The following is a 20,632-nucleotide window of genomic DNA, read 5'->3' as shown; positions in this document are numbered from 1 at the left end:
AAAACCTATTCAGCGATAAACAAGCAGAGTAAAGATGCGTACATACCTGGCCTGCCAGCCCCTGCTGCTATATCTTAAACCCAAGCCCCATCTTAGACTGGGACAGCGGGTAGCGTGTTTTCCGATCACTCATCAGGTCGTTGTCGATAGCTGCATTTTTCACTGACAACCCTGCCAATAGTTCAATTTCACATTAAACGTAACCTCAAAGCTCCGAAGGAGTAACAGAATGAAATCACGTGCATTGATTGTTGGCGTCAGCGGTGTTGTGGGTAGCGCACTGGCGACCAGGCTGTTGGCCGAGGGCTGGCAGGTTTATGGCCTGTCGCGTGGCAACACCCCAGTCCCAGAAGGCTGTACGGCATTGACAGCGGATTTAACCTCAGAGAAGGCGGTGAAAAACGCATTGCAGGGTATTGAGGTCGATAAGGTGTTCTTCAGCGTCTGGGCGCGGCAGGAGAATGAACAGGAAAATATCCGTGTTAATGGTGCGATGGTACGCCACGTGCTGGAAGCTCTGGGCAGTAGCCTGAAGGGGGGTCATGTGGCGTTGGTCACGGGTCTGAAACACTACCTTGGTCCGTTTGATGCTTATGGTAAAGGGGAGGTGCCACTCACGCCATTCCGCGAAGAACAGGGGCGCCAACCGGTAGATAATTTCTATTACGCGCAAGAGGATGAAGTGTTTGCCGCCGCGGAAAAATACCATTTCAGCTGGTCTGTGCATCGCCCACATACCATTATCGGTTATGCAGTAGGTAACGCGATGAATATGGGACAAACTCTGGCGGTGTATGCCACGCTGTGCAAACAAACCGGGCAGCCATTTGTCTTTCCGGGTTCGTCTGCGCAATGGCATGGTGTGACCGATATGACGGATGCCCGTCTGCTGGCGTCGCAGTTACTGTGGGCGGCAACCAGTAAGCAGGCAGCGGATCAGGATTTCAATGTGGTCAATGGTGATGTGTTGATGTGCCGCGCGATAATTGAACGCACAAAAGCGCGATAATTAGATGAGAAAATAATTTCAATATATGAAAAAGAATTACGAAAAAGCACCCGTTAAGGTGCTTCAGACTTCATTGCTGATAGGATGTTTTCAGTAAGAACTGCCTTGACCGATATCAACACCCTCTTTATCTGCCGCTGTCACTAACTCGCTTTCATGCTGCCGCAATTCTGCGAGCTGTGACTCAATCTCAGCCATTCTATTGAGGGCATCAGGGCCAGTGAGGGGTGAACAATCAGGCCACTCACTATCACTAATGCCTTCAAAGGCACTGCGAAGCACGCTCTTAATCTCTTCATGGTTATAGAGGAGTGCTAATTCATGCGGATTTGAGCCATCAAAACCTGTGACCCTTCCAAACATATAGCCATGACTTCCGCCTTTGCGTGCTGAATAGAGAAAACTGGTTACAGCACCACCATCATAATCTACTCCTTTAGTCGTGCGCTCAGCCGTTGTCAGGATACGTACCCTCATTTTATTGACAAGCTGATTATGCAAATTATCAATATTTAAAAGTGATGCCTCCAACAAGCCGGCCCGACTAAGAGTTGACTGATTAATAGTCTCGTATTCATATTCAAGCGAGGATATTTTATTGCGTGTGTCTGATAAATCAGACTGTAAATTACGTCGAACACCCATCATTTGAGCGGCGACTTCTTTCAGGGCTGATAGAGGGTTTAATTTAGCCATAATAGTTATTCAAACTCCAAGAAAAAATAGCGAGTAGTTATACGTCAGCGCGATAAAGTAACTGGCCGCGCCACAGGAACGCCTGTTTCACAGAGCCATCAGGTTGACGAACAGGGATACGCGCGGACATATCGCAATCCTGGACACCAGCAAAACATATCGGGGTTGCCGTACTGGCGAAATCAACGGGAGCAACCCTTTGAGCGACGGAGAAATTAAGCGCTGATAACCCTTTGACCGCTGGTAGCGCAGCGCCTAAAAATCCTACGTGACGCAAGTAGAAGCGCCCTGGCGTTGGATTCCCCGGCGAATCAGGTAAGTAGAAAGAGGCCGAACGGTTCTTGTACATGCCAGACTTGACGCCATCAAAAAGCTCCTCAGAGAACTCAGCGGCAATATTCAGGCGGCTATTGTGCATATAGACTGCCAGAACATCTCCTAAGTGGGGCTTATTATCGTTCGGGTGACCAATAGTAAGTGGTGACTTAAAAAGTTGGGGATTGTAGGTATTGGCAACCTCAGCAAGTTGTTGCTCGCTGAATGTCACCTCCCTACCATCCATTGCGGTGAATGTACCAGGGCGAAAAATATCTAAATTACGGACTTGTGGCATGATTTTACCTATTTAAGCATCTGTCTAAGTGTCGGAAGATTAGCCTGTATCTGCGTCATGAACTGACGATTACCTGCTACTGTTTGTGCTCCTTGGACATACACATCTGCTGGGTTTAAAACCAGAGTTTGTTGCAAGATGATATTGGGATCAGCCGTCATCCCTGGCCTGTTTGTGACTATTTCAGGCAATGACGCTTGTTCTGTCGAAAATGGTGCAGGTATACCGGCCAAACCACCTGTTGAATGATGGAAGCGAGGCAACCAGGCCTCAAGTGCGGCCATGCCCTGGCGGTTAAAATCGTGCAGGAAATCCAGTGCGCCAGGCTGTTGAACTACGGCGGCTCGTGTCACATACTCATTATTTGAGAGCATGGCCGGAATGGAGTCGCTGGTTGATGTTCCAGGCCCCTGGACATGTCCACCCGTTGCGGCGAACACCGCGCCAAACATCCCACCTAAGCCACCAGATGCCCCCATAAGGCTTGATGTAGCCATCTGCGCCAATTGTTGTGCAGCGATTTTCGCCATGCCGTCAACAATACTGAGTACCAGGTTTTTCACCGAGTCGGACAGGCTCATAGTGCCTTTAGCCAGGCCCATCAATGAGCTTTCGATACCACTTTGCAGACCATCACGGAAGGCAATCGTCAGTTCATTACCAGCCTGATTCAGCTTGCCAAGTTGCTCTTCCAGCTTGCTGATCATGTCACGGACTTTTTCACCCGCTTCGCCTGGCTGATTAGCCATCTCTTTGAGTTGCGGCAGATAGGCTTTGATCTTGTTGCCAACCTCCTGATGCAAATCTACCAGACGTTGACGACCCTGGATTTCAGACAGCAGACCACCCTGGACTTGTGCCTGTATGCTGGTTTCCTGCTGGGATTGGTAGGCAAACAGATCATCGAGCTGTTTCTTCATGTCATCGACACGAATTTTGGTTTCGGTGACCGGTAACAGTTTATCAAGCCAACTCAGTCCCTCTGTGTTACCACTAGCCTCAAACTCGGTGCGTAACTGAGCAAACTTTTCTTTGGTCTGTAACAGACTGGCTCCAGCGGATTCACCGATAGCCCGCATATACTCCAACTGCAACTGGACGTTTTGAGTAGCAAATTCACGGGCATTGATCGCCGCGTTCGCCGCTTCAGCAGACTGGCGCTGTGCGGTAGTCAGGTTACGTGTCGCGATTTCTTGCGCCCGCAGCGCAGCGGCTCCTTCAACGTGCTTGGTAGCCTGTTTCTCAAGCTGTTCAATAAAGCGCTGGTTCTCGGCAAATGACTTTTTATCCGATGCCGCACTGACTTTGAGTGCTTTTTGCCGGGCTTCTTCTTCATCAAGCAACTCAGCACGCACACGGGCATCGCTTTGCGCTTCTTCGGTGGCGTTTTTTAACAGACCATGCTCAATCTCATACTCGACCTTGGCCGCGTTGGTATTGGATTTTTTCAGGTCTAACTGCCGCTGAAGCTGTTCGTTGAACTGTTTGGCTTTTTGCCCTGTTTTATCCAGAGCTTTCACATCAATATCCCACTGACCGCCTGAGAAATTGATGCCGTCATCTGATGTGACTCCCTTGTCGAGCAGACCATCGGTGCCCTCACGCATGCCTTTGTCAGCCCACATAGCCTGATATTTTTTCTTAAGCTCATCAACGGCATTGGCTTCACGATTAACTTCATCGGTGTTATTTGCCCAGGTAGATTTCAAACTTTCAGCCGCGGCGATAGCCTTATCATGGATTTCCTGCTGTTCAGTCTCCGCTTTGGTACTGGCCTCAAGGGCAGCTTTTTGAGCCTCAAGGAAGGCCAACGTTTCTTTGTTTTCTTTCAGGCGTTGCTGGTCATCGGCACTTAATCGGCTTTTCCGTTTTTCATTCCGTGTAATGACCTCGCTAAGGCGGCTAATTCGTGTGTCGAGGTTGCTTTCCGGGGTTTCAAATCCAGGGAAATCAAACACCCCAGACTTAGCGGTCTGAATCGCCTCGGCCATCTGTTGCTTGATACCTTTCCAGCCGCTCGCCACCATACTTAGCTTGCTGTTCAACGCATCCAACCGAGCCATACCCGCCTTGTTATAGGCGTCTGAGGCAACTTCTATCGCCTCTTCATGACGCCCTTGTTCTTCAAGTGAGCGAATTCTCTGGTAGGTTGCGCCGTCTAACCAGTGATATTGCTCATTGGAGTTGACTGCCCATTGCGTGGCGCTTTCAGACATTTTGATAAATTCTGACACCACTTCACTGGCGGATTTTCCTGTAAGTTCAGCCATTACAGAGGCTGCTTGAGAAACGGAACTCAGTGTTTCGCCAGTAAATTTTCCACTACTGACAAGGCCGTTGAGAATATCGCGCACTTGTGCGTAATTACTACTGAGCTCGCCGCCTTGCACCGCCATTTTTTCCAACTGACTGGCAGTGACCCCTGAATAATTACCGGTTAATTGAATGCTGCGGTTAAAGGTATCCTGGTCTGAAATCGCACTGAGCACAACGTAGCCGGATGCCGCAATAGCGCCAATGACACCAGTCAGCGCAAGGGTACTTGCACTGAATAGTGGCGGTAGCAGGCCCATGCGATTACCGAGTTCAAAAATGTTGTTGCTGGCATCACGGATATTACCCTGTGCCAATTGGTGGATAAGAACTCGTAGTTCCCGGCTCGCCGTTCGGGATTTGAGTGATAATGTCTCAGTACCTTCACTCAGTTGCCCCAGCGCTTCGCGTTGCCCGCTGATTTTGCCGAGATAATCCTTAAATGCATCATCATCAATAAGGCCCGCTTTGTGCGATTTACGCAGTTGAGCCTCTTGAGCGTCCAGTTTACCTAGCGCTTTAGATGCTGGATCAATACTGCCGAGCAAGCTGTCCAGATCTTTCTTCAGCTTGTCGACTTCTTTTGCATGTGCTTCAGCCGCTTTTGCTGCCGCCTCTTCAGCCTGGGCAACCTTCTGTTCTTCCTGGTATAACGCATGACCGCGGGAACTTTGCGCATTCCAGGCAGCGGTCACTTCTTCAGCGCTACGAGCCGCACGCTGGGATTGCGTCACAGAGGTATTCAACTCGCTGTTGAGCACTTGCTGAGACTGGGTATGTTGCCGTATAGCTTCGCTTACAGCCTGTTGCGATACCACCAGAGATTGCCACTGGCCTTGGCTGTTTTCTACTGCCTCACCGCTGGATTTTATATCCCCGGTCAGTGATGTAAGCGCCTGTTTGGCTTCCGCCATATCGGCAGTAATGCGCAAGGCAAGGTTAAGCGTAGAGTTACCTGTAGCCATGATGCATTATCCTTCTGGCTGTGCGTGTGATTTTGATTCAACCCTGTTGCATATCTTGTATATTGCACCAGTGCTGAGTTGATACTCTTTAACCAATCTGCATATACTTATGCCGCTTTGCCTTTTTTGATAAATTTCCAAATCTCGAAGCTCTTTTTCATTGCCAAGATTTTTGGGAAATGAGATTAATTGCCCACCAAACTCACGGGCAATAACCTCGACAATGCCATCGGCAAAGCGCTGGCATTGCTGCGAGTTCAAACCATTATCTATTGCGAGTTTTTCAGCATACGTAGCAATATCTTCATAAAGGGCATAGCGTTTTAATGCCATCGGCGAATTTCTAACTTTCATACTCAACACTCTGTTGATTGATGTGCGAATACTTTATCGCTGTATAAAACACCCATCGTTTATACACGGATTAAATTTGCTGGATGGTTGGGAAGGAAAAGAAGGTGTGAAAAATATGCCGCTAGTGTGGGCAGTTTAACCAGACTATCTAAAATGCGCGGCAACCGTATTAGAAGCTATTACAATACGGATATCAGTTTAAAAGTGTATGTCGGTGCCAGAAAAGCAGAAAACGCCACTATGGGCGTTTTAGGCGTTTTTACAAGTAGGGAAGATAAGCGGTTAGCGTGGCGATCTAATCACCACGCCGTCGCAACATCAGTGGGTATCTTTGAGAGCATGACTCATCGCCACCGAAAGCGGCATCCTGGGCAAGTTCTTGATGGTATCACCAATATTGTCTGAAATACGGCCCATCGTTGAACAGAAGGAGTCACCGTTTAATTCAATGGTTTCTGTTCCTGTTGATTTACCTGACAGGTTACAAAACATATTCGCAATATCCTTGACATCCTCAAGCCGGTTAGCATCATCCTCGGACAAAATGTATACCCAATCCTGCGAATCTGAAGATTCATCCTCACTTGGGCTTACGCCCCCCAAAGTGCCATACAGCGTGTTAAGAATAGAAATTGCATCAGAGACAAGAATAAGTGCCGAATCAGTCAGCATGGAGACTTCACTTTCAGCACTCTTGGCCGCTTGTGTTGCTACACTGCCAAATTCCAGCAGGCTTTTAACCGCCGTCATTCTTGAGATGGTGGCCTCCCATAAATCCTTGCTGCTAGAATTTTTTTTCACATAAAGAACATCATTATTGCAGCCTTGAGAGAAGTCAGTCATTGACTGAAATTCATCACCGTTATGGTCAGCAATGTTAATAATATTACTCATAGTCATTACCTCCCATACGTGGTGAATGATTAACAGAACCATTCCGCGCTATTTCATCAAGTTTCTGACTGACAATATTGTTAATTGCTCTATCACGTAAAACGTACTTATTATAAACCTCATAGGCGGCAGAATTTAGGCCAGGACGGTAGTTACCTGCCAGCATGGTGGCTATAAATATTTCAATAACGAGACTGATTTTATTCAGCTCACTGGGGGTGGCATGGCGCGTGACAATCTTGCAACTCTCATAGCAATAGTCACTACGCTTATTTGCTGGCATTGATGCCGCTACGCCAAAATTGCCGTTGACCATCAATGAGGCTATCTGTTCGAAACAACTGGTTAGCTCCAGAACTTCAGCTTCATCAGCATAGCGCAGTGCCACCTTGCACAACTGACGACAGTAGAACTTGAGGTTCTCAGGGGTGATCACGTAACGAACGGAACCCTCGACTTCATTCGTGGCGCTTGAGACTGGTGATTTTAGCCGATTAAAATCACGAACAAAGCTACTGAGTGAGTAGTCGTGGCTAGCTAGCGGGTATTGTTCGTAGGAAAAAACGACGCGACCACTGGTTCGTTCCTTGATGATAGCTACCATACCGCCATCTTTCTGTACGTAGTGCTCTCCAACCTCGGGCAGTAATTCAGGGAAATACCGTAGAACTTGACCTGCACCTTGGTTAGCCGCGCTTAAGCGGTTAGAATCGTTGTTAGCCATTGCGTTAACCTCTTAACGTTAGTGGTTAGAAGCCCGGTTAGTGCTCCAACACTGCCGGGCTTTGTTGTTTTTGTCATTCAATGTGATATACAATCAAATGACAATTAAAATGTAATTAGGTATAATGCATATGTCAATACAAAAGAGTACAAAGAAAGCTAGCGCCCCTTTTCAACTTAGATTGGACAATGAATTACGTGATGCGATAGAAGAGGCAAGAAAGCAGGATGGAGATGATTCTATAGCTGGCTGGATGAAGCGAACACTCCGTAAGGAGTTAATAAATAGAGGTATTTTGAAGTGATTTTTTCCGTCTACCCAGGCAACTACTACAAAGAGGAACCCCTATGGGCCGTAAGAAAAACCCACCGATACCATTAGAGCAAGACGCCACACTAAAACCCGAACTGGAAGCAACTCATAACCTCATGGCGACACTTCAAAGTGAGTTTCATGATGAGCGCGATCTGCTGAACCAGCTTCTTGGTCAGGCTCAAATGGCTGAAGCTTTTGCGAAATTTTCCAAGACAGTCTTGACTTCAAAAATGGCGTTCGTTAAGGAAAATAAACTTTATCAACAACTTAAAGGAAAGAAAAACCAAGACGGTCTTGAGTTTTCAGGTACATGGGCGGAATTTTGTAACTTACTAGGGTACACACCTGAGCATGCTAATGAATCAATAGCTAATCTCCAGATTTTTGGCGAAGAAGCCCTCGAATCTATGTCTCGCATGGGTATCGGCTACCGTGAATTACGCCAATATCGAAAGTTACCTGAAGACCAGCAATTAGCATTAATCGAAGTTGCTAAAGAAGGTGATAAAATCGCATTACTTGATTTAGCCGAGGAATTAATTGCTAAACACATAAAGGAAAAAGAGGCTTTAAATAACGAACTGAAAAATACTAAAACTGACTTGGAAATTAGCCGCCAAAGTGTAGCTGAGAAGAGAGAGCAAGTCAGCAAGTTAATTACAGAAAAAGAGGATTTGAATTTCAAGCTACGGCAACGCGTTGCGCGCGAAAAACCAGATGAAGAATCCGATGAGATTATTCAAGAAATTAATATTTTTGTTTTCTCAGTAACTAATGTTGAACTTGCTAATATTGAGAATGGGTTTAATTCTTTATTGGAGAATAGCGAACGTACCGGAAAACAACACGCTCACTACATGATTGGGGCACTTAATACTATAGAAGCGAAATTGCGAGATTTACGCAGCAATTTCAACCTTCCCGAATATGTGGCTTACGACCCAGTGCCCGACTGGGCTAAAGAGGGAAAAGAAAACACATTAACCTAATAAAGTCTATGAATTACTCAAATTTGAGGCTGAATATTGAAACTTTCAGCCTTGCTAAGTTTTATTTTGTTAGTATATATTCAATTAAGACATTTTTTCATTTTAGGAGAAAAGGAATGCTCAAGAAGTTATTTATTATAAGTACGCTAATCATCTCGGGGTGTGCAACAAAACAGTATCCTGTGGCAGCTCCATTAAGTTTAGATGAAGCCAATACTCTTGACTGTAAAGGGGTTGAACAGGACATAGCCAGAGTTAAAAGTGTACAGCAAGAAATTGAACGGACGGGAGAATTTGATGGTCGAACTGTACTGGGTGCTCTTGGAGACTTCGGTATTGGTAATGGGATGGCTAAATCTGATGCAAGAAAAAAGGCTCAGGACAGGTTAAACCAGCTTGAGGTACTGAAAGTTTCTAAATGTAGTTCTACCGCTGAAAAATAGTGCTTCAGAAACGCCGCTAAGTTCGGCGTTTTCTCTGCTTTGTGTTTTTCAATATATGAAAAAGAATTACATCCCCATCACGATATTTTTTACTATTTGCCCGTATTTTTCGTAATTATCGCGCTCCTCCTACTCCATTTATCTCACTCCTTATCAATGTGTTTCGCTGGAAGTGGATGTGGGGAGAAATCGCCCATTACTTTGGCATAGAGCCAGTGCCATTCAGCGGTGAAATACAACCGTTGGAAGGCAGGATGCATGAGGCCACTGCGCAGTGGCAAAAGATCGCCGAACAGTTCTCTCTGAAACAGGCGGATGTCAATAAGTTGGCGTCATGGTGGCATACCGATGCCGATCTGGGCCGCCCGATGGAGGTATTTACCGACATCAGCAAAAGCCGAAAAGCAGGATTTATGGATTATCAGTGCACTCGCGACTCATTTATCGAACTGTTCGATAAATTAAAAGCCGAGAAGATGATCCCGTAAGCAACTGCAGGTTTTCACCTTCCAGAAAACGTACCCCCCGTGGGGAGGCAGAAACATGCCCCCCCCACAGCCTGCTTGCAACTGCCGCACCGAGGTTGTGTTGACGCTGTAACCCTTACTATGCTGATGCTGTTAGGGGATGTTCTACAGCCTTTTCACTTTGGCTGTTATTAGTTAAAAAACTCGATCCGCACGTTCTGCTTACCTATGGTTTCAGCCAGGGTTTGTGGCGAATCGACACGGCCAACGGACGTGTATGCGTAAGATGACTTAAACGTTGCATAAAACAGCACTAATGTCCGGCTGCCGTACAGCATGAGGTCGCCATTGTGGATGGTGCCGGGCAGTGTCGCGCTGGTGGGCAGCGTATGAGGCAGTTCTACATATTTTTCATTACCGTTTAACTCCGTCATCTCCAGCGTCATAGGCAACTGTGCAGCAAATGCCTTGGCCGCGGGGTTATCGTAAAGCGTAATGTCATAGCGTTGTCCGTTAATTTTCATCTGAATCTTCATGCCATGTTCCTTATGAGATTGTGAGTAAGCATAACTGACAAAAGAACATCCAATCATTGCAATGATAAGCGAAACGAAAACGATACTCCTGCGGTGGCCTTTCATACCCGTATTCTCCCCAGGCAATGTTGAAATCAGCCTCCCCTTATTTCAGATTATTGCTGAAAAAGATCGATAACCAGCGTGACAAGACCCTGTTCTGCCAACTTCTGCGCATAGAGGTTAGAACTTTGCTCTTTCACCGCCCCCATAGGATGACCAACGATAATCGCCGGATTTTTGGCGTTCTGATTGATGTTTTTGGCATAAACAGATTGCCAGTGACATCCATCTGATACTGGTTTTTAAAAGTCACCTTTTGCTGGGTGACCTTATCGCTTTTGTAAAAATTATCTGCCCCCTGAGACATATCGGCTGCTGTTACAGTAAACGAACTGATTAACAGCCCTAACATCATAGTCAAGGTTCTCATAACACTATCCTTATTGGATAAGCGGGTGGCAGCCCACTCGGTTAAAAAATAAATTACGCCACAGAAGGTAGAACGTACCTGCCCATTCACCACGACCCCGGAGGAGGAACTTCTTAGGTTCAAAGGCTGAACACATCAATGGCTTGCATTTTCAGAGCATTAACCCCTGTTCATGCAGTGTGTTTAGGGTCTTTACGTGATGCCAATACGGCCAGCATGGCCGCGATCGTCAGCAGGATGCCGCTGATGGCGAAACTACTTTGATAACCGCTGTGGTCGTACGCCAGTCCGCCAAGGGTGGAACCCAGCGCGATAGAGAGCTGTATTACCGCAACCATCAGCCCACCGCCTGCCTCCGCATCATCAGGCAGTGTTCTGGCAACCCAGGTCCACCAACCGACCGGAGCGGCGGTCGCTACCAGCCCCCAGATGCCGAGAAGGGGTATAACGATCGCGATGTTGTAACCAAACGCGATCAGCATCCCGGCAATCGCGGTCATCAGCAGCGGAATGACAATCAACGTCGGATAAAATCCACGACGCAGAAAAACACCGATCAGCAGCGTGCCGATAAAGCCTGCAACCCCAATGATCAAGAGCGTGAGCGACAGCGTAGAAACACTGGCATGGGTAGCCGTTTCCAGGAACGGCCGCACGTAGGTAAAGAGCGTGAACTGCCCCATAAAGAAGATGCCGCAGGCCGCTATCCCGGTTGCAACAAACCGATTGTTCAACAGGCGCAAAATATTACCTGAACGCTTGCCGTCCCTTGCCGCCACCATTGCAGGCAAGCTGAACCACTGCCAGACAAAGGCGATTAACGCCACCAAGACGAGACAAAAGAATGCCCCACGCCATCCGATGACGGCACCGAGATAACTGCCAAGCGGCGCGGCGATCACCATCGCCAACGCATTGCCGCCGTTAAAAATGGCCAGCGCTTGCGGTACCTGAGTCGGTGGTACCAGGCGGATCGCCGTCGCCGCTGACATTGACCAGAGGCCGCCGATGGCGACACCGAGTAATCCGCGTCCTAGCATGTAGGTCAGATAATCAGGCGCTATCGCGACAATCATGCCGGAAAGCGCCATCAACAGCGTCAGGCCCAGCAGCAGAACCTTACGGTCAATATTCCCGGCAAGTGCGGAGATCGACAAGCTGGTCAACACCGCCAGCGCACCTGAAATCCCAATCCCCTGCCCCGCTAAACCTTCGCTGACGCCCAGTTCGCGGGAGATGGGGGTCAGCAAGCTGACCGGCATAAACTCCGATGCCACAAGAGCAAACACGCACAGAGTCATTGCCAGCACGCCGCTCCAATAGGTGGTTGGCTGTCGGGCCGAAGTCTCATTCACTAATGGGGTCATAACGCCTTATCTCTCTTATTCCGGTGCTCAAGCCAAAGTTGTGTCTTTACTCATGGGAGTAAAACTCAAGTATTAGAAAATTAATGAGGGAATGCGGACATGGAATTCATTGACCCGCCTTGCGCTACCCGTTGATGAAAATTCTACACACGTGACGTATCCTGACTAGCTAATGAATACTTAATGGGCTTATAAGCCATGATTATAAATACCGGCAAGGAGATAAGATGAAACGTAACCTTAATGATCTGATCTCGTTTATGGCAGTCGCGCGCGAAGGTAGTTTTACCCGTGCCGCTGCGCAGCTTGGCGTCACTCAACCAGCCCTGAGCCAGGCGATCACGAGTCTGGAAAATCGTTTAAAAATCCGTCTACTTACCCGTACTACACGCAGTGTTTCCCCCACTGCCGCTGGAGAGAGGCTGTTGCTGGCGATTGGCAATCGTTTTGATGAGATTGAAGCAGAACTGGACATGCTGACGGCGTTACGCGATAAACCCGCTGGCACGGTGCGTATCACCTGTGGACCCAATGTTCTGCATTCCCTGCTGCTGCCGAAATTATCCTCCTTACTGCGCAACTATCCCGATATAAAATTGGAATTTGATGCCAACCACGGGTTCCGTAATATCGTGGCCGACCGGTTTGATGCCGGCGTCCGGCTAGGGGATACCATTGATAAAGATATGATAGCAATCCCAATTGGCCCACCATTGCGCATGGCAGCTGTGGCATCCCCTGACTATTTCACTCATCATCCGCAGCCGCAAACACCAAAGGATCTGGTTCATCACAACTGCATCAATATGCGTATGACAGCCTCTGGTAGGCTCTATGTCTGGGAGTTTGAACACCAAGGGGTACCAGTCAATGTGCGTGTCGACGGGCAATTGATTTTTAATACGTCAGCCCATATGGTCGATGCAGCAGTAGCCGGACTGGGCATTGCATTTCTACCGGAAGAAGAATTTGGCTCGCATATAGTAGACGGGCGCCTGATACGCATTTTGGAGGAATGGTGTGCCCCTTTCCCTGGGTATTACCTTTATTATCCCAGCAGAAAGCAGCCTTCCCCCGCATTTTCGTTAGTTGTTGATGCGCTGCGATACCGAAGTTAGCCAAAGAGGTCGTCAACACCCGTTTGCCAGCTAAATTTCTCGCCAATAAAACTGGCAATAGGGTTTTTAAATCCAATAAATATCAAAAGGATAGCTAAAATCTATCGTTAAAAATCCTACTAATTCTGATTTACTTGACCTCGATCCATTTTTCAAAGCGCAGACTTGGTTATATTTTCGTCTCAGCGGCTAAATGAAGCTTATCAAGCCATATTTTTTGTCCACACTTTTGTTAGTGTTATTTCTTTTTTTACTATAAAATGCATTTTTAATGCAGCATATGTTTTAGCCAAAAACAACCTATCTTGTTGTTTTTGAAAAAATCCCCGCCATACCACATCAAAATAAAGCATCACACAAAACAAAAAAATATCTCCTCAGCGATAAGAAAAGTTTTTATAGTCGCCGCATCGCCAAAACAGCGTATTTATTTAATGTGAGCAATATGAGCATTACAGCGTTTATATTCCTTTCAACAGAAAGAGTGTGTGCTCTGCTAAAAGCCAACCACTCACAAAACAACCGCACTGGCTCCAATATATAAACCAAGCACTTCTCTCGGTTAACATTTTTAATGGGGAAAACCCATTAATAACAAGAGTTGATGGAATGTATGCCGTCAACTTTTATTAACGGTTTTATATTGCCAATATTAACAAGCAAATAAAACCAAACACGTTGTTATTAACATCATGATATGGATTTTTGTTTTATGAAAAAGCACGTAATTACCGCAACTGCATTATCAACCCTGCTGCTGACCATGGCAAACGCTCACGCTAACGCCCCAACTGCAGAGCTGAAAGTTATCGGTGAACTGACCGTTCCAACCTGTACTGTGGCAGGCCCTGATGATGGCATCTATGACTTTGGCAAACTGTCTGCCACCATGATCAAGCCGGCGGCAACTACCGCGCTGACTCCGATGACCAAAACCTGGACGGTTACTTGCGATGCAGAAACCTACCTGAACTTTGCACCGGTAGATAACCGTGCGGCCTCCTCCAGCGCGGTAGCTGCCACCAACTTTGGCATGGGGATGGTTAACAATACCGGGAAAATCGGTTACTACACCGCACAAATGCAAAATGCCACCGTAGATGGCGTGGCTTCCAGCCTGTTTACTTCTGACTCAACCACCTTTACCCCGGCAGCTACGGCAAACATCACTACCGGTCAGCGTTCCGGTTGGGCTACAGCAACAGCCAACACTCAAAAAAGCGGTAAGATCTTCGTTACTGACATCACCGTTAGCCCAGTACTGGCAAGCTCTGCCACCATGAACGGCCCGATTACTGATGACACCACTATCGACGGTTCGATGACGCTGAACTTTGCCTACGGCATCTAATCCAGACAGAGTTGCCCGCCCATGACGGGCAACGACCTGAACTATCAGCACTCAATTGACTTGGATTTTATTTTGTTATGAAAAAACACCTTATTGCCCTCGCCATGCTGCCATCTGTCATGCTGACAGTGGTGAATGCTCAGGCTGCAGCAACTACGGCAGAACTCAAGGTTCAAGGGAGTATTGATATTCCCACCTGCACCGTTGCCGCACCTGATAACGGCGTTTATGACCTGGGTAAACTGTCTTCTTCCCTGGTGTCAGCCAGTGCCACAACGTCGTTGGCATCAATGACCAAAACCTGGAGTGTGACCTGCGACTCACAGACCTATCTCAGCATCACTTCAACTGATAACCGGGCAGCAACGGCCAGCCAAACTGCGCCAAACCTCACCAACTTTGGGTTGGGTTATATCAACGGAACGGGCAAGATCGGTTATTATACCGTTTCGATGCGTAATGGCTTTGTTGACGGCGTCGCTAGATCGATATATTACGGCGCAAAAGGTTCTTCAACATTAACCGCTGCGCCAGCAGGTATCGGTTATTTCCTTGGTTCCACTAACCGTTATGGCTGGTCCGATACTAATGCTGTTCCTGTCGCCGGGCGAGTATTTACCGCCGATATGCGTATTATCCCGGTATTAGCCAGCACGGCTACTATGAACGGCCCGGTAACGGATAGTTCCATGATTGACGGCTCAATGACGATAAACTTTTCCTTCGCCATTTAATCATCGGTTTACGAATTAATTTTTCGGGCACAGCATCCTGTGCCCGCTATTTATTCCACATCTTATTTTATCACTTTATCTGACGGTAATGGTTTACTGGAGCACCAGAATGACAACGTTGCGTGTCTCGTTTTATTCGTTAATATCAGCGTGTCTATTATTGCCCGCTATTAGTAAAGCTGCGAATGAAAAGAGCCCGGAATTTGATCTTAAAACATTAGCTGCACTTGGCTATACGGCCGATATTGCCGAATTCTTTGGTAAAGAAGCCCGTTTCCTTCCCGGCGTTAATACCGTCAATATTCAGATCAATGCAGCTCGCTCCTATACCGTCGATGCGCGTTTTAACGCTGACGGACAACTTTGCGTTGATAATGCGCTGTTGGTTGCCCTGAAACTTCGCCAGCCCAAGCTCGCCTCAGAATGTGAAGAACTGAGCACACTATGGCCTACTGCTCTGGTCAGAACCTACCCTGGGCAGTTCCGTCTGGAGTTGATGCTGCCCGAAGAAGCTTTTGATCCTGAACAGGGCGATTTTCAGTACGGTGGGCACGCTCTGCTGCTCAACTATAACCTGTTCGGTCAGCAAATTTCTGGTAACAACGCCGACCTGCGCTTTTTCCAAGGGCTATTTGAGCCTGGCGTCAACCTCAGTAACTGGGTAGTGCGCAACCGCAGCAGCGTCTCCAGCGGCCTGGGCAATAGCCGTTACACCTCCGAGGAAACCTCAGCGTTGCGTGCTGTGGAATCGCTCAGATCAGTATTGCAACTTGGTCAGTTCGGCAGCAATAGTGACTCCTTCTCTGGTCTACCACTATTCGGCGCACAACTCTATTCCGACAGCGCACAGTTCAGTGCTTCACAATTGATCGTGCCGATTAAGGGCGTCGCAAATACCAACGCCACCGTCGAAATCCGCCAGCGCGGGCGCACCATTTACCGTACCGTGGTCGCTCCAGGGCCGTTCTCGCTGAGTAACATCAGCAACTTTTCCAATGGCATCCCGGCAGACGTCGAGATCATCGAAGAAGATGGCCGCAGGCAGCGTTTCTCTGTAACCAATGCGTTGGACATCAATGCCTATCAGGAAGCCAGCAGCTACCAACTGGGGCTCGGGCGTTATCGCAATCCTAACGCGACGGCAGATATGCCCACGGATGCTCCACTTTTGCTTACGGGTGAACTGGCTTTCAGCCCCGTCAGCCGCCAGCGGGCGACAACCGGTGGGTTGCTGTCGTCTGAATACCAAAACCTGGTGATGAAAAGCAGCTACGCTGGAACTGAACGCGGCTGGGTGGGTGGCGGGGTCGGCTATGCCCGGGGTAAAGATAACCGGCAAGGTTATCAGTTGGATCTGCAGGCTCAAGCCCATTTGGGGGTAAATGTCTCTACCTCCCTGTCCACACTTTACCGTTCAGAGGATTATCTGACCGCGGATGACGCACTCAGTGGCTTCGCCTATCGTCAGGATCCTGCCGCCCAGGCATTGCGTAATGCCACCAGTGCTGCCATTACCTGGGCGCATCCACGCTGGGGGGCGTTCTCCTATGTGGCTTCGCATAATCAGTATTATCGCAATGGCGACAGTGATATTGCCCATACGCTATCCAGCAGCCAGCGTTGGGGCAATGCGACGTTGAGTCTCAGTCTGCAATCCTCCGCTTTCGGCCAGTCGGCGTATGCCAGCCTGTCGTTGCCACTGGGCCAGGGGACACTGAACAGTCGGATACAGCAAGTGGATAATACTCTGTCTATGGGCTCCACCTATCAAGGCCGCTGGGGGGAAAACCGTGGCTATTCGGTGGGTGTAACAGGTTCAGAAAGTCAGCAACGCGTCAGCGGTAGTGCTAACTTGCGTACGCCTTACGCTCAATTAGCCACCGGGGTATCACAGTCGTCTAACCAGAGCCGCTCCGTTTCGCTGTCAGCCAGTGGTGCCATGGCCTACGCCAACGGCAGCGTGGCGACATCGTCACAAGCGATAGGAGATACGTTTGCGATTGTCGACATTCCCAAGCAGGGCAATCTGCGCGTGCAGGCTCCTGGCAGCGGTGCGACCCTGACCAATCGCTCCGGCAAGGCCATTCTGCCTGCGCTGCAACCTTATACGACAGCAACCGCGCAGATTGATACCAAAACATTGCCACTGAATATCAGGCTGAACAGCACGACCGCCGATTTTGCACTGGCGCGCGGTTCGGTTGCCAGCAAGAGCTTTACGGTAACCGAAACCCGCCAGTTGCTGCTGACCATCCGCGATACCACGGGGACTGCGCTCCCCGTTGGCGCAACGGTATTGAACGGCAACGGCAAATTTATGGGCACCGTGATCGGCGATGGGAACGTGATGCTGACCAATGATGATATCGGCCAACCGTTGCGCGTCAAAGCAATGAATCAGAGTGAATGCCTGGTCGATTATCAAGCCCCAACCCAGTTCGACGCCAACGCGTTATACGAAGTCTCTGAAGCGATTTGTCGCTAATTATTCCCGTCCCTGTTTTTCTTATTATCAGGGATTACACTTAAAACAAGTTCTGTTTACACATCGTGAGGTTTACTATGTCTATAACGAGCAGAAAAAATGCACACCCTCAGCTCCTGTTATCCGTCCTGCTCGGGCTGGGATTATTGGTTTCACTGCTGATGGTTACTCCTGCACAGGCTTCATTCAAGCTGGAAAGCACCGGCATTATCCTGAATGAAAGCGAAGGCCGAGTCAGCTTCAACATTCAGAATACCTCTTCAGCGCCATTGTTACTGGTGACCAAGCTGATTGATCTGGATGGCGGTAACCTCAGCAAACAGATCCTGATTTCGCCGCCGATCACCCGTATCGATGCCGATCAAAGCCAGCAGGTTAACTTTGTGCTGAAAAAGGGCGCGCCACTCACTCACGAAGTGTTGCTGAAAGCCTCGTTTGAGGGGGTCAACCAGGCTGCGGATAACAGCGCCAAAATGCCTATCCGCCAGGATATCGGGTTTATCGTACAACCGAGTTCTGTTGCTCAGAGCAAAACCCCGTGGGAAGACCTGAAGTTCAGCGTCGAAGGGCAACAGTTGGTGATGGCCAACCCAGGGAAACACGTTATCCGTTTGGCACCACAGATCACTTTATTGCCTGCCAATAAGGTGATTCCACTGGAGAATTACTATCTGCAGGCCGGCGAGACCAAACGGCTTGCCATTAGCGGCACCCCGACCTCGGTCACTCTCACGCCATTGAGCCGCTATGGTTTTAAACTGCCAGAGGTCACGCTGCCGGTCGGCAAATAGTTTAACCATTAGAGAATCTGAATTTGTACATCCGCCAATGCACCTGTCTGGGTGCATTGGCGTTTTTAGGCTAATTAATCAGGCAGTTTGTTATAAGGATTATCAATTAAATAAACCCATTTACCCTGCGCGTTTTTACGAAATACCTCGCTGGCAAACCACTCTTCGTGCACCTTTCCATTAATATCGATCAGCTGCCAGCGGCCGCTGCGTAAAATGATATCGCCATTCTGTACGGTAGTAGATGAATCAGGAACGCTCCGGACACGCCTATTTTTATCTGCCAGTATCTCGCGAAATCCTTCTTTGATCTCGGTTCGTCCTTTAGCCAGAGAACCGTCCTGCTTGACCAGAATGCCTTTTTCATCAAAAAACTGTGCAATACCTTCTACATCCCGCGCCGCCATGGCTTGGCCAAAACCGCTACGAGTGCTATTCAGATCGTCTGCGGCATGGGCACTCCCCATGACTGTAAACAAGAGCATAACAATGACTTTTTTGTAGCCGACTGTAAGCATGGTGCATACCTCGTGGTGGGGAAAAGAACCTGATTATGATAAGAGGCAGCAGGGTAACATTTTGTTAATATTATAAAAATAACGAATAGTGATTAAAAAGCATCCATACACCCTCACCTCACCGCCCCTCTCTGAACATCAGCCTGATAATTAGTTAGCAAGAAAAGTAAATTTTTACTTAGCACGCTATGTTATATCTGCCCCCCATTTTTTCAGTCACACCGAAAACCTATGGAAATGCGCAGAAAATGGTCTTTCTGAGCAAAGGGGTACTTGCGCAACGGTGCAAGTTATTATGGTAAGTATGGTCAGGTAAAAATGATAAGAAAATTGCACTCTTTAACCCAGGCTATCGGCTTGGCGCTGGTTGTTGGTACTGTTTCCTTCGCCGCCCAAGCTGAAATCACACTGCTAAAACAAGATCCACAGGCAGGTAATCCACTGAGCCGCCTCAACTTTACCGTTGGTGGCAGTATCCGCCCACAGGTCAACATCATGACCGGCGATGGCGATAACGGCTCTTATAAACGCAATGGCTTTGACGGCGGTACCCGCTTCCGTTTTGCCGCTGATTATTATCTTTTTGATGACATCAGTTGGATCAGTTACTACGAACTTGGCGTGAATATCCCCGCCCTGTTCAATTGGGACAACCACCATGCCGAGGGGGCCAACAATACCACTCGCCGCATGTTGTATACCGGTCTGAAAAGCAAAACCTGGGGGCAACTGACCTTCGGTCAACAGAACAGCGTGTATTACGACGTAGTGGGTATCAAAACCGATCTCTGGGATTACGACATGCTGGCCCAGGCGCCGGGCAACGGGATCAACGGTGATTACGATGGTTCCTACCGTTCGCGCAAAATGTTGAAGTACAAAAATACCTTCGATAATGCCGACGTTTATGTGTCATACCTGTTCAATGACGACGAATACCTGCCGGGCAAAAGCCTGCGCTACAAGCGCAAAGGCGGCGGCTCTCTGGGCGTGGATTATCATCTGACACAGAATCTGACCTGGGGCACGGCGTGGAACTATACCAATGCCGAAATGCGCAGCCCTGCCGATGGCAGCAGCACCACTTACGATCAGAATATCTTCGGGACGGCGCTGAGCTGGAAACCGGATAACTGGACCCTGAGTTTTGGCGGCGGTTGGTACAACAACTTCCTGACCACTAAAAAACAGTCAGAAACCAACTACTTTGCGGGTGATGCCTGGGGGATTGAGTACCTGGCAGGTTATACCGTGCCGGTTGGTCAGTATGCCGTGAAATCGGTGATGCCTTACTTTATGGGGGATCGCCTGGAGTACGTCAACGATCGCGATTATCAGCGCATCGACAATGGACTCGGGGTTGCGGTGCAACTGGATTACGGCTTCCGTGTTGACGTCGAACACGTTCTGACCTCCAGCACCGATAATCTCGGTGACATGACGGTGGTGCGTATGCGTTACGATTTCTGACCACTGAC

The 20,632-nt window shown here is 48.5% G+C and carries 17 protein-coding genes and 3 pseudogenes; 10 read left to right on the top strand and 10 right to left on the bottom strand.

What is annotated here, in order from left to right:
- Window positions 1–229: 229 nt before the first annotated feature.
- Window positions 230–967: pseudogene (locus AC2A1E_RS20275) on the top strand (SDR family oxidoreductase); the annotation flags it as partial.
- 132 nt (window positions 968–1,099) lie between these two features.
- On the opposite strand, the gene AC2A1E_RS20270 reads toward AC2A1E_RS20275, so the two are convergent.
- The 6 genes from AC2A1E_RS20270 to AC2A1E_RS20245 all read right to left on the bottom strand — a co-directional run bounded on the left by AC2A1E_RS20270 (window position 1,100) and on the right by AC2A1E_RS20245 (window position 7,568).
- Complete coding sequence (locus AC2A1E_RS20270) at window positions 1,100–1,705, bottom strand: hypothetical protein (RefSeq protein WP_484385259.1); 606 nt, start codon at window positions 1,703–1,705, stop codon at window positions 1,100–1,102.
- Between the two features lie 37 nt (window positions 1,706–1,742).
- Window positions 1,743–2,318 (bottom strand): hypothetical protein, encoded by a 576-nt coding sequence (locus AC2A1E_RS20265; protein WP_484385258.1) that lies wholly within the window; start codon window positions 2,316–2,318, stop codon window positions 1,743–1,745.
- A gap of 8 nt (window positions 2,319–2,326) precedes the next feature.
- Window positions 2,327–5,545, bottom strand: a complete 3,219-nt coding sequence (locus AC2A1E_RS20260) for a phage tail length tape measure family protein (RefSeq protein WP_484385257.1) — start codon at window positions 5,543–5,545, stop codon at window positions 2,327–2,329.
- 57 nt (window positions 5,546–5,602) lie between these two features.
- Window positions 5,603–5,929, bottom strand: coding sequence for a Mor transcription activator family protein (locus tag AC2A1E_RS20255; protein WP_484385256.1), 327 nt, complete (start codon window positions 5,927–5,929; stop codon window positions 5,603–5,605).
- A 339-nt stretch (window positions 5,930–6,268) separates the two neighbouring features.
- Window positions 6,269–6,844 carry a hypothetical protein gene (locus AC2A1E_RS20250; RefSeq protein ID WP_484385255.1) on the bottom strand — a complete coding sequence of 192 codons (576 nt, stop codon included), beginning with the start codon at window positions 6,842–6,844 and terminating at the stop codon, window positions 6,269–6,271.
- Window positions 6,837–7,568, bottom strand: coding sequence for a hypothetical protein (locus AC2A1E_RS20245; RefSeq protein ID WP_484385254.1), 732 nt, complete (start codon window positions 7,566–7,568; stop codon window positions 6,837–6,839). The genes AC2A1E_RS20250 and AC2A1E_RS20245 overlap by 8 nt, the downstream gene beginning before the upstream one ends.
- A gap of 347 nt (window positions 7,569–7,915) precedes the next feature.
- Between AC2A1E_RS20245 and AC2A1E_RS20240 the strand changes: the two genes are divergently transcribed.
- The 3 genes and pseudogenes from AC2A1E_RS20240 to AC2A1E_RS20230 all read left to right on the top strand — a co-directional run.
- The gene (locus AC2A1E_RS20240) at window positions 7,916–8,872 is read left to right on the top strand and encodes a globin family protein (protein ID WP_484385253.1); all 957 of its coding nucleotides are present in this window, start codon (window positions 7,916–7,918) and stop codon (window positions 8,870–8,872) included.
- Between the two features lie 116 nt (window positions 8,873–8,988).
- Window positions 8,989–9,315 (top strand): hypothetical protein, encoded by a 327-nt coding sequence (locus AC2A1E_RS20235; protein WP_484385252.1) that lies wholly within the window; start codon window positions 8,989–8,991, stop codon window positions 9,313–9,315.
- Window positions 9,316–9,470: 155 nt separating this feature from the next.
- Window positions 9,471–9,803, top strand: a pseudogene (locus AC2A1E_RS20230) (NAD-dependent dehydratase); the annotation flags it as partial.
- 170 nt (window positions 9,804–9,973) lie between these two features.
- On the opposite strand, the gene AC2A1E_RS20225 reads toward AC2A1E_RS20230, so the two are convergent.
- The 3 genes and pseudogenes from AC2A1E_RS20225 to AC2A1E_RS20215 form a co-directional block, all read right to left on the bottom strand.
- A complete protein-coding gene (locus AC2A1E_RS20225; RefSeq protein ID WP_484385251.1) occupies window positions 9,974–10,318 on the bottom strand; it encodes a cyclophilin-like fold protein in 345 nt (114 codons plus the stop codon).
- Window positions 10,319–10,485: 167 nt separating this feature from the next.
- Window positions 10,486–10,790 (bottom strand): annotated as a pseudogene (locus tag AC2A1E_RS20220) (alpha/beta hydrolase); the annotation flags it as partial.
- 170 nt (window positions 10,791–10,960) lie between these two features.
- Window positions 10,961–12,157, bottom strand: coding sequence for an MFS transporter (locus tag AC2A1E_RS20215; protein WP_484385250.1), 1,197 nt, complete (start codon window positions 12,155–12,157; stop codon window positions 10,961–10,963).
- Window positions 12,158–12,384: 227 nt separating this feature from the next.
- Between AC2A1E_RS20215 and AC2A1E_RS20210 the strand changes: the two genes are divergently transcribed.
- The 5 genes from AC2A1E_RS20210 (at window position 12,385) to AC2A1E_RS20190 (ending at window position 18,636) form a co-directional block, all read left to right on the top strand.
- Window positions 12,385–13,275 carry a LysR family transcriptional regulator gene (locus AC2A1E_RS20210; protein ID WP_484385249.1) on the top strand — a complete coding sequence of 297 codons (891 nt, stop codon included), beginning with the start codon at window positions 12,385–12,387 and terminating at the stop codon, window positions 13,273–13,275.
- Window positions 13,276–13,987: 712 nt separating this feature from the next.
- Window positions 13,988–14,626 (top strand): DUF1120 domain-containing protein, encoded by a 639-nt coding sequence (locus tag AC2A1E_RS20205; protein WP_484385248.1) that lies wholly within the window; start codon window positions 13,988–13,990, stop codon window positions 14,624–14,626.
- 77 nt (window positions 14,627–14,703) lie between these two features.
- Entirely contained in the window at window positions 14,704–15,360 is a 657-nt protein-coding gene (locus tag AC2A1E_RS20200; RefSeq protein WP_484385247.1) for a DUF1120 domain-containing protein, read from the top strand.
- A 109-nt stretch (window positions 15,361–15,469) separates the two neighbouring features.
- On the top strand, window positions 15,470–17,845 hold the full coding sequence (locus AC2A1E_RS20195) for a fimbria/pilus outer membrane usher protein (RefSeq protein WP_484385246.1): 2,376 nt from the start codon (window positions 15,470–15,472) through the stop codon (window positions 17,843–17,845).
- Between the two features lie 77 nt (window positions 17,846–17,922).
- Window positions 17,923–18,636 (top strand): fimbria/pilus chaperone family protein, encoded by a 714-nt coding sequence (locus AC2A1E_RS20190; protein WP_484385245.1) that lies wholly within the window; start codon window positions 17,923–17,925, stop codon window positions 18,634–18,636.
- 74 nt (window positions 18,637–18,710) lie between these two features.
- Here AC2A1E_RS20190 and AC2A1E_RS20185 read toward each other — a convergent pair whose 3' ends face one another.
- Entirely contained in the window at window positions 18,711–19,154 is a 444-nt protein-coding gene (locus tag AC2A1E_RS20185) for a YybH family protein (protein ID WP_484385244.1), read from the bottom strand.
- Between the two features lie 318 nt (window positions 19,155–19,472).
- Between AC2A1E_RS20185 and AC2A1E_RS20180 the strand changes: the two genes are divergently transcribed.
- Window positions 19,473–20,624 (top strand): porin, encoded by a 1,152-nt coding sequence (locus AC2A1E_RS20180; protein WP_484385243.1) that lies wholly within the window; start codon window positions 19,473–19,475, stop codon window positions 20,622–20,624.
- The last annotated feature ends 8 nt before the right edge of the window (window positions 20,625–20,632 follow it).

This window comes from Serratia sp. HNCC26DJ206, from assembly GCF_057180605.1.
This window is presented reverse-complemented; position numbering and strand designations above follow the sequence as displayed.

Excerpts from the sequence above, each read along its gene's own strand:
- AC2A1E_RS20270 (WP_484385259.1), bottom strand. The coding sequence starts at position 1,705 with ATGGCTAAATTAAACCCTCTATCAGCCCTGAAAGAAGTCGCCGCTCAA.
- AC2A1E_RS20265 (WP_484385258.1), bottom strand. The coding sequence starts at position 2,318 with ATGCCACAAGTCCGTAATTTAGATATTTTTCGCCCTGGTACATTCACC.
- AC2A1E_RS20260 (WP_484385257.1), bottom strand. The coding sequence starts at position 5,545 with ATGGCGGAAGCCAAACAGGCGCTTACATCACTGACCGGGGATATAAAA.
- AC2A1E_RS20255 (WP_484385256.1), bottom strand. The coding sequence starts at position 5,929 with ATGGCATTAAAACGCTATGCCCTTTATGAAGATATTGCTACGTATGCT.
- AC2A1E_RS20250 (WP_484385255.1), bottom strand. The coding sequence starts at position 6,844 with ATGAGTAATATTATTAACATTGCTGACCATAACGGTGATGAATTTCAG.
- AC2A1E_RS20245 (WP_484385254.1), bottom strand. The coding sequence starts at position 7,568 with ATGGCTAACAACGATTCTAACCGCTTAAGCGCGGCTAACCAAGGTGCA.
- AC2A1E_RS20240 (WP_484385253.1), top strand. The coding sequence starts at position 7,916 with ATGGGCCGTAAGAAAAACCCACCGATACCATTAGAGCAAGACGCCACA.
- AC2A1E_RS20235 (WP_484385252.1), top strand. The coding sequence starts at position 8,989 with ATGCTCAAGAAGTTATTTATTATAAGTACGCTAATCATCTCGGGGTGT.
- AC2A1E_RS20225 (WP_484385251.1), bottom strand. The coding sequence starts at position 10,318 with ATGAAGATTCAGATGAAAATTAACGGACAACGCTATGACATTACGCTT.
- AC2A1E_RS20215 (WP_484385250.1), bottom strand. The coding sequence starts at position 12,157 with ATGACCCCATTAGTGAATGAGACTTCGGCCCGACAGCCAACCACCTAT.
- AC2A1E_RS20210 (WP_484385249.1), top strand. The coding sequence starts at position 12,385 with ATGAAACGTAACCTTAATGATCTGATCTCGTTTATGGCAGTCGCGCGC.
- AC2A1E_RS20205 (WP_484385248.1), top strand. The coding sequence starts at position 13,988 with ATGAAAAAGCACGTAATTACCGCAACTGCATTATCAACCCTGCTGCTG.
- AC2A1E_RS20200 (WP_484385247.1), top strand. The coding sequence starts at position 14,704 with ATGAAAAAACACCTTATTGCCCTCGCCATGCTGCCATCTGTCATGCTG.
- AC2A1E_RS20195 (WP_484385246.1), top strand. The coding sequence starts at position 15,470 with ATGACAACGTTGCGTGTCTCGTTTTATTCGTTAATATCAGCGTGTCTA.
- AC2A1E_RS20190 (WP_484385245.1), top strand. The coding sequence starts at position 17,923 with ATGTCTATAACGAGCAGAAAAAATGCACACCCTCAGCTCCTGTTATCC.
- AC2A1E_RS20185 (WP_484385244.1), bottom strand. The coding sequence starts at position 19,154 with ATGCTTACAGTCGGCTACAAAAAAGTCATTGTTATGCTCTTGTTTACA.
- AC2A1E_RS20180 (WP_484385243.1), top strand. The coding sequence starts at position 19,473 with ATGATAAGAAAATTGCACTCTTTAACCCAGGCTATCGGCTTGGCGCTG.